We start from the raw sequence: 7,762 nt of genomic DNA, 5'->3' as shown, positions 1-7,762 counted from the left end.
CTCTTTTCATAACACAGGCTGATGACTTGAAATAATAGCTCAGCTCCCTGTTTGTGCAAGGGGATGTACCCAAGCTCATCTTATGGAAAGTTACTTATTATGTAAAGTTGAATGCTAGAATCCTTGTATAACTTAAGATTTCTAACATCCAACTTTGCATAATAAATTCTAAATAAATTCTTTTAACCAGCTCAATAAATCGTCTTTTTCCTTTTTGGTAAGCTTTTCATCAGGAACCATACTGTGGCTAGCTTGTTCAATAGCCTTACGCTTTACCTCCGGATTTGATTTTGCGTAAATTTCAGTAGTAGTAACCGAAGAATGCCCTAAAAAATCCCTTATATATATCAAGTTGACACCACTTTCTAATAAATGCATTGCTTTACTATGTCTAAAAATATGTGGTGAAACTTTGTTAGGGAATAAATCTGGATGTTTTTTTCTGACTGCCTCTATATGTTTTTTAACAATATATGAGAAACCAGCTCTTGTTAGTTTTTCTTGCTTTTTATTAAAAAATAAAGGTGAAGAGATTTTTGACTCACTAAACAGACCGTAATCATTTATATAAGCTTTTAAAATATTTATTGTTTGAGGCATTATTGGAATAATCCTCGTTTTTTTACCTTTCCCAGTTAATCGTATTGTTGCTGGTTCTTTAATTCTTAGATCAACTACTAATACATCTGCTAATTCTTGGACTCTTGCTCCTGAATCGTAAAGTAAGGAAAGAATGGCTAAGTCCCTACGACCTTCCTTGCTAGATTTATCTGGAGTAGACAACAGTTCTTTAATTGCTGCTATAGATAAATAGTTCATTTCAACCACAGGTGTTTTTTTCGAACTGATTGATAATACAGAATTGCACAATTCCATATACTCTGGAGCCTCAATTTGTATATATCGAAAGAACGCATGTAAAGCAGCCAACCTTTGATTTCTAGTTGAAATAGAATAATTTTTTGTATCTTCCAACCAAATTATAAACTCTTCAATCATGTTCCTGCTCATTTTTGAAAAACATAATTTTTCAGGTTTAATACGAAGAACATCATTACAGTATCTAAGAAAAATTGTAAAGGTATCCCTATATGATTTAATTGTGTTATCACTGTATCCCGTTCTATGTGGTATATATTTTAAAAAGTAATTGGACAGGTATCTTCCAAAATCAGTACTATTCATTGATTTCCACCTCCGGAAAAACTCCGTTGTAAAGAGGTGTAACAGAATCAATGATTTGTCCGTAGGCTTCTTCTGTAAGTCTTAGGTATTTTTCTGTACTCTCAATATCCCTATGTCCTAAATAAGTACATAAAATTGGTAAAGCACAATAAATATCCTGCCCATCCTGAACCATTTTTTCTAACGAATGTACTGCGAAAGTATGCCGAAAATCATGAACCCTAGGACCAACTTCGTTATCCGTGAATATTCCTGCCTTCTTCATAAAGTCTTTGAATTTTACATATACAGGAGTTTTATTATATTTGCCATTATCCCGTGAGGGATAAAAATATCCATCACTATGCATATCAAATCCCATGTTTGAAGCATATTGTCGACAGTAATTGTGTAATGATGTCGACATAGGAACTAGTCGGCTAGTATTTTTCTTAGCCTTTGTGACTGTTAATATCCCGTTGTCTAGGTCAACATCTGCTCTTTTCAATGACAATGCTTCATTGATTCTTAACCCACATCCATACAACATTCTAAAAAGCATTGGATATATTAGGTGATAATACTTACTAGACGGGGTAAATTCCAAATTATCTACAACCTTTATTATGCTAGCGATTTCTTCATGAGTAAAAATGTAAGGAGAAAAAGATTTGGGAATAGGTATTAAATCTTTAGGTTGTACATAAAAATTAAAGCCTATGCTGTTCATAAATATGGAAAATTGTCTTATTAGGCTCATTCTCATATGCTGAGTCTTAGCTGATTCATTTCCCCGTTTGCTTGTATAATCCTCAACCATATCTTTATTAAGTTCCAAAGAGGGTATATCATATTTTTTAAAAAAATCATCCATATACCTTAATTGGTAAAGGGAAGATTCTCCAAATTTATATCCGAGATTTCGTTTATACTCAACATACATTGAACAATAATCTTTAAAAGGACCATCAAAAATAAAATGTTTTTCTCTATCTTTCATAGGGTACCTCCAATGCAACCGTTCGAAGTTGTTCTATGTCGATTCGGAGATACGATTTAGTAGTATTTGAGTTTTCATGCCCTAATACACCTGTAATAACAGGATATGGTATATTATTTTGTAGTAGATTACTTGTCATACTGTGTCTCATAGAATGAAGACCATGTTTCCTATGATTAGTTGTGATGCCGGCGGCATCTATATACTTATTGATAATACTCCAAAATACATTTCCTTTTACAAAAGGTGTAAAGGGTGCTCTATGCCGGATGAAAATATGTAGATCATTAGTATTTGGCCGGCTATTTTTTATATAATCAATTAAGCCATATTTCAAGTTTTCAATTAATGGCAGTCGTATTGAATTGTTTGTTTTCTCCTGTATGAATTCAATAGCATCTAAGTGCCATTTAATGTTTTCAAATTTTAAATTTCTAATATCGCCAGCACGCATGCCCAACTCTACTGCTAACAACAATACAATATAATCCCTGCGTCCAATTTCAGTATTCCTATCCACCTGTTTAAGGATCTTTTGTATTTCTTCTATTGAATAATAGGAAGGAATTCTCTCGAATTTATTTGTAAAAATAACAGGAAAAAGTTGATTTAGTGGTGTTTCAGTAAATTGTTTTGAAAAAAGAAAAGCCAAAAAGTCTCTTAATGTGAACAAAACACTGGACCTTGTTGAACTTGCATATTTACTCAAAGTTCCTAGATAAGTCATAACATCTTCAGTTAATAAATTATTTAAGTCATTCAAATTATTCTGATCAAGATAACTAAGAAAACTTATTAACTGGATCTTTTTACCTTGTATTGTGCGATTCGATAATTGTAGCTCTTTTTGAAGCTGAATATACTCTTCAAAAGCGTTCTTAAATTGAGCAGGAACTTGTCTACCTGCTCTTTGATGGCATTTTTGAAATGAATTATGTTGGCGATATTCTTCCAGAACCTTAACGCATCTAACTTTAAAAACCTGTGAAGTAGAAAGTTTCATGTCTGGCTCAATACCATAATGGTCAGATAGAAAAGTCTCTCCCAATTTCAATGAAAAACCTTTATAATTCCTATTTCCCGCATATTTCTGCAGATGCTTCCAGACAAGTTTATACCGATATTTGGTTCCTTCTGAATAGTTCAATTCATTTAGATATTGAATTGACTGATGAATTAATTCTTTAAGATTAGTAGTATCGGACATATACATTTACCTCCTTAGAATGTTCGATACTACTTTATCATTAAAATATTATGCAAAGTTAAGAGCAAAAAAACTTTTGTAAAATTAGGCTTTTAGAATTTAACTTTACATAATATTTGACTTTCCATAAGATGAGTTATGCAAAGCTTCACATAACTCATCTAAAATTAATAAATCAAGTTTCTCGATCCTTTTAAATACTTTGCTCAATGTCCCTTTCTCGTTGGCGTCTAAAAGTTCGTTGACCAACGAAGCGACTGTGTAAAATTTCACGCGTTTCCCCTGATGCTGAATAACGTTCAAGCCTATGAGGGTAGAGAGATATGTCTTTCCAGCACCTACGCCTCCGTAAAAGATGACGTTCTCCTGATTTTCGATGAATTTACCATTGTACAGCGTCTCCTGGTCAAGGTCCGCCCCCATACGAACTTCCTTCCAATCGAAAGGCTTGCCGGATACTTTCGGCAGGGTTGCCGACTTTAATAGTAAATTAATTTTACGCTCTTCTCGCTGTTCAATCTCTTTCTCGAAAAGTCGGAGGAGGAACTCCTCCCGCGTGTCAGCTTGAATGTCCTGGTAATGTTCGCGTACCCAGCTAAGTTTTAGTCGCTTGGCATAAGCCTGGATTTTTTCATGCATCTTCACTCACTCCTTCCGATGGGAAGAAGGCATTGTACTTCTTCATGCCCCGATGAGCCTTTGGCATCGAAGGAAGGTGCTGAGGAACGGCTACCGTTTCTCTATAGCCACGTCCATGGATGTGCTGATGGTACACTTGCTGAATCGCATCAGCCGATGGATGACCTCGTTGAGACGCTGTTTTCAATGCTTCCACAGCCTTCTCCATTTGTTGATCTTTCATGATTGTCGTTAATAGTTTCAAAGCTTCTTTCTTCTCAGAAAGCGTGCAGTTGTCGATATATTCTTTCCATGGACGAGGCAGCTGATCAAAGAACGTTGTATATTTCAGTGCTGTAGGTCGTTTTGCCATAAGAGACAAGTAAGGTACCCAGTCCATAGATTCTTTCTCTCTTCCATACATTCGTCGATGAGAGACGATAACTTCGTCATCCTTGAAGATGGAGATCTGGTTATAACTGATGCCGACACTCACCCTTTGTTTGGCGAACCGTGGGGAGGTCGAGTACTTCTTTTGATCTACGGTAACGAAGCCGTATTTATCAGCTTTCAACGATTCATACCGAATTGTTTCATAAGGAGTTTCAGGCAGATAATACAACGAGTCTAGATCTTCCTTATGCAGTTCGGCAATACATGTTCCTTCTTTATAGTGAGGACGATTCCGATCATCTTCAGCTTCCTTCCAAAGTGATTCATTAAAGGCTTCCAAATCATAAACCGTCCGTTCCGGAAGGAAAAAGTTATTCCTTACATACTTCACCATGGCTTGTTGGCTAAGGAAGAGATATCACTATCTCTCCCTCGCCTAAGAACGGGACGTGACTCTTTCGAGGTCATACCGCTCAAGCATTCTATAACCCATTAAAAATATGGGCAGCAGTGGTCTTTAAATATGCTATTGATTTCCTTTTTTGTTGTTTGTCTTTTCTATTATCAAAGTAATCTCTATCTAAGAATGGATTCATATCAAGTTTTAGGGCGATGTGTCTAACAATCGGGGTGTCTCCTGCATTATGAAGCCTTTCTGAACCGTCCATAAAGACCCATTGCCTTGACTTTATATTCCTCCAATATTTTTTAACAACCCATTTTTTATTTTTGTTGGGGTGTCTTCTTTTACACCATTTCCATAACATATTCCAGGTTAGGTTATTGAGTTTCTTGAAAGTCTTCTTTGAACATACCGGTTGATGATAGTTGCACCACCCTTTGATTATTCGATTTAATTTACGAATAAGTTCCTTCTGTTCAATAGTTTTGTTAGATTTTATAGTTTGACCTATATTTTCGATAACTTTCTTAAAAGACTTTTCAGCCGGGCTTATAATTAACTTCGTCTTCCGTTTCCGAAAGTTCCACCCTAAGAAATCAAAGCCTTCTGAGATATGTGTGATTAGTGTTTTTTCTTTCGAGAGAGTAAGTCCTCTTTTTAATAAGAAGTCTTCGATAATGCTTTGAATTTCAATAAGTGTTTCTTTGTCAGAAGCACTAACAATAAAGTCATCGGCATAGCGTATTATATTTATTTTCTTGTGATTTTTGTGTTTCTTATCGATTTTGCCCCTGCTATTTTTCCAATACCTTTCGGCAATTGCCATTTCCATTCCATCTAGCGTCATATTTGCTAGAGTGGGGGAGATAATTCCGCCTTGTGGTGTTCCAGAGTTAGTTGGGAATAGCCTTTTATCGAAGATAAAGCCTGCCTTCAAAAATTTATTCAACACCTTTTTATCCATAGGTATATTATCCAATAGCCAAGAGTGTTGAATATTATCAAAACAACCTTTTATGTCGCCTTCTAGTATCCATGTTCCTGCCCTTTTGTAAGAAAGAAGATTAAAAATGTGTGACATTGCATCATGGGTACTGCGATATTTTCTAAAGCCAAAAGAAACTCTATCTGCAGTTGTCTCAGCAATAGGCTCTAGAGCTAAAAGGTACAGTGCTTGCATAGCTCTATCAAGAAGTGTTGGTATACTAAGCGGACGTTTTTCCTTCTTTCCGTATTTTTCTATATACACTCTTTTTAAAGGTTTGCACGTATGTTTAGATTTATTTAGACTGTGGACTGCTTTCATCTTCTTCAATGGACTATCCCATATTTCCCCGTCAACACCAGGGGTGTTTTTACCTTTATTGCTGGTGACTCTTTTAACCGAAAGTACCTGGGCATAATAAGAATTTACTAGTAAGTATTGTAGCCTTTTCACAAGATTCCGTTTTCCATCTTGAACTGCTTTCGTAATCCTGATTTGGATTTTATTAACAAATTGTGTAGCTAGCCTCCAATTAATCGCTTTCCATTGTAGAACCAGTAATTTGTCTGTAAAGTTCTCATGTTTTGTCCCACATGTAATTGACGCATTTACATTCATAATTATCCCTCTCATTCATACGATAGAACACCTATTAGAAGTCTGCTACCTTTCGGTATAGGGCAAATTTTGAACCCTTATATTTCTCATTACAAGAAATCATTCGCTTTTTCTAATTTCCTTTACCCTCTGAACATTGTACCTTCCTTACGGTCGGCCTACTCTATGAGAGTTCATAGGGCTTACCTTGTTTCGAGATGTAAATAATATGCGTTCCCTTAGGTTCTGACTATAAGCCGGGAATTATCTGTCTGTTTTCATTAACCCACGCAGAGTGATTAATGCCTAATTCCGCCCCATTTTGGGAAGAGCGTGCCAACCATTTTTTTCGCTCAGCAAAGGTAACGACTCTTGCATCAGTTCACATATGTTAACCATAGGACGCTTTTCCTAGCAAATATATAAATATATGGTTTATCTATATCTCACATTGTCCCGTCAGCTTCACACCAGCCGATTACTCGTCTCGCATGTGACGGTAGGAATTCTCCAAACAGAAGGGGAAGTTAATCCAATAACAATTTACATCACGACTTTCAAGTCGCACCCACATGGCCTTTTTCATTACCAGCGCCGGGATTGCAGAATTCATAGTCAAATCCGTAATGCAAGGCGAACGCCTGAAATCCTTCCGTCAACTCTCTCTTCCCATCTGCCAGTATTTTCTTAACCGCTGGAGAAAGGTTATCAAATCGGATCGACCTTGGAACTCCGTTCATCTTATCGAAAAATCGTTTCAAGCCTTCCAGAAAGCATTCTTGATTTTGGGATTCAAAAACCTGAAAATAGAATCCATTACTCCTTGGAAAAGAAAGCACAAGATACGGAAGATCAATGGTCTTTCCTTCTCTTATGAAAGGCCCTTCCCCGAAGTCTACTTGCGCGGTCCCTGGCTTACTTTCCAGTGGAAGAGAGGCCTCTTCGCCTTCGTCTAATAGTTCTTTTTTTCTCCGGGACACGTAATTACGAACACTTCTTTCTGAACCCTTGAATCCACTCTCCTTCAACAACTGCCATATGCGTTTGGCAGTCCTTCTGTATTTTTTCTTTTTCTTCATGTCGTCCTTCAACCATTTATCAATCGTTGGCTTCACAGGATCCATAACAGGTGCTGGTTGATGCTTTTTTGGTTTACCCTTTTTGTGCGAAGGATCAAATTGTTCTTGGTCTGCGTATTTTTTTACAGTGCGATAGTCTGTGTTTGTCCGCCTCGCCACATCAGAATAGCTGCACCCTTTTTTGTTTACTTCCTTCCTGATATACTTAATGTCAGTCACTTCTAACATCTCCTTTACGACCTCCTGTCCTTAATTGGTTGCTCAACAGGAAGTCTATTGATTTTAGGGATTGTTAGCAAGTGGCTTTTTTGTTTTT

The 7,762-nt window shown here is 36.5% G+C and carries 5 protein-coding genes and 3 pseudogenes; all 8 read right to left on the bottom strand.

Annotation, left to right across the window (positions count from 1 at the left end):
* Positions 1-80: pseudogene (locus LOR49_RS17160) on the bottom strand (IS21-like element helper ATPase IstB); the annotation flags it as partial.
* Positions 81-168: 88 nt separating this feature from the next.
* Positions 169-1,185 carry a site-specific integrase gene (locus LOR49_RS17155; protein WP_240378173.1) on the bottom strand — a complete coding sequence of 339 codons (1,017 nt, stop codon included), beginning with the start codon at positions 1,183-1,185 and terminating at the stop codon, positions 169-171.
* A complete protein-coding gene (locus LOR49_RS17150) occupies positions 1,178-2,164 on the bottom strand; it encodes a tyrosine-type recombinase/integrase (RefSeq protein ID WP_240378172.1) in 987 nt (328 codons plus the stop codon). Before LOR49_RS17150 ends, LOR49_RS17155 begins: the two co-directional genes overlap by 8 nt.
* Entirely contained in the window at positions 2,154-3,371 is a 1,218-nt protein-coding gene (locus tag LOR49_RS17145; RefSeq protein ID WP_240378171.1) for a site-specific integrase, read from the bottom strand. The genes LOR49_RS17150 and LOR49_RS17145 overlap by 11 nt, the downstream gene beginning before the upstream one ends.
* A 153-nt stretch (positions 3,372-3,524) precedes the next feature.
* Positions 3,525-4,010: pseudogene (locus LOR49_RS17140) on the bottom strand (ATP-binding protein); the annotation flags it as partial.
* On the bottom strand, positions 4,003-4,722 hold the full coding sequence (locus LOR49_RS17135) for a Mu transposase domain-containing protein (protein WP_240378170.1): 720 nt from the start codon (positions 4,720-4,722) through the stop codon (positions 4,003-4,005). The pseudogene LOR49_RS17140 and the gene LOR49_RS17135, both read right to left, overlap by 8 nt.
* A 142-nt stretch (positions 4,723-4,864) precedes the next feature.
* Positions 4,865-6,388: a group II intron reverse transcriptase/maturase gene (gene ltrA / locus LOR49_RS17130; protein WP_240378169.1), complete on the bottom strand. Its 1,524-nt coding sequence runs from the start codon at positions 6,386-6,388 to the stop codon at positions 4,865-4,867.
* Between the two features lie 542 nt (positions 6,389-6,930).
* A pseudogene (gene istA, locus LOR49_RS17125) lies at positions 6,931-7,674 on the bottom strand (IS21 family transposase); the annotation flags it as partial.
* Positions 7,675-7,762: the final 88 nt, after the last annotated feature.

It is taken from the genome of Bacillus piscicola, from assembly GCF_022458745.1.
In the GTDB taxonomy this organism is placed as follows: Bacteria; Bacillota; Bacilli; order Bacillales; family Marinococcaceae; genus Alteribacillus_A; species Alteribacillus_A piscicola.
The sequence above is the reverse complement of the archived record's forward strand: the minus strand, read 5'-3'. Positions and strand labels throughout refer to the sequence as shown.

Excerpts from the sequence above, each read along its gene's own strand:
- LOR49_RS17155 (WP_240378173.1), bottom strand. The coding sequence starts at position 1,185 with ATGAATAGTACTGATTTTGGAAGATACCTGTCCAATTACTTTTTAAAA.
- LOR49_RS17150 (WP_240378172.1), bottom strand. The coding sequence starts at position 2,164 with ATGAAAGATAGAGAAAAACATTTTATTTTTGATGGTCCTTTTAAAGAT.
- LOR49_RS17145 (WP_240378171.1), bottom strand. The coding sequence starts at position 3,371 with ATGTCCGATACTACTAATCTTAAAGAATTAATTCATCAGTCAATTCAA.
- ltrA (WP_240378169.1), bottom strand. The coding sequence starts at position 6,388 with ATGAATGTAAATGCGTCAATTACATGTGGGACAAAACATGAGAACTTT.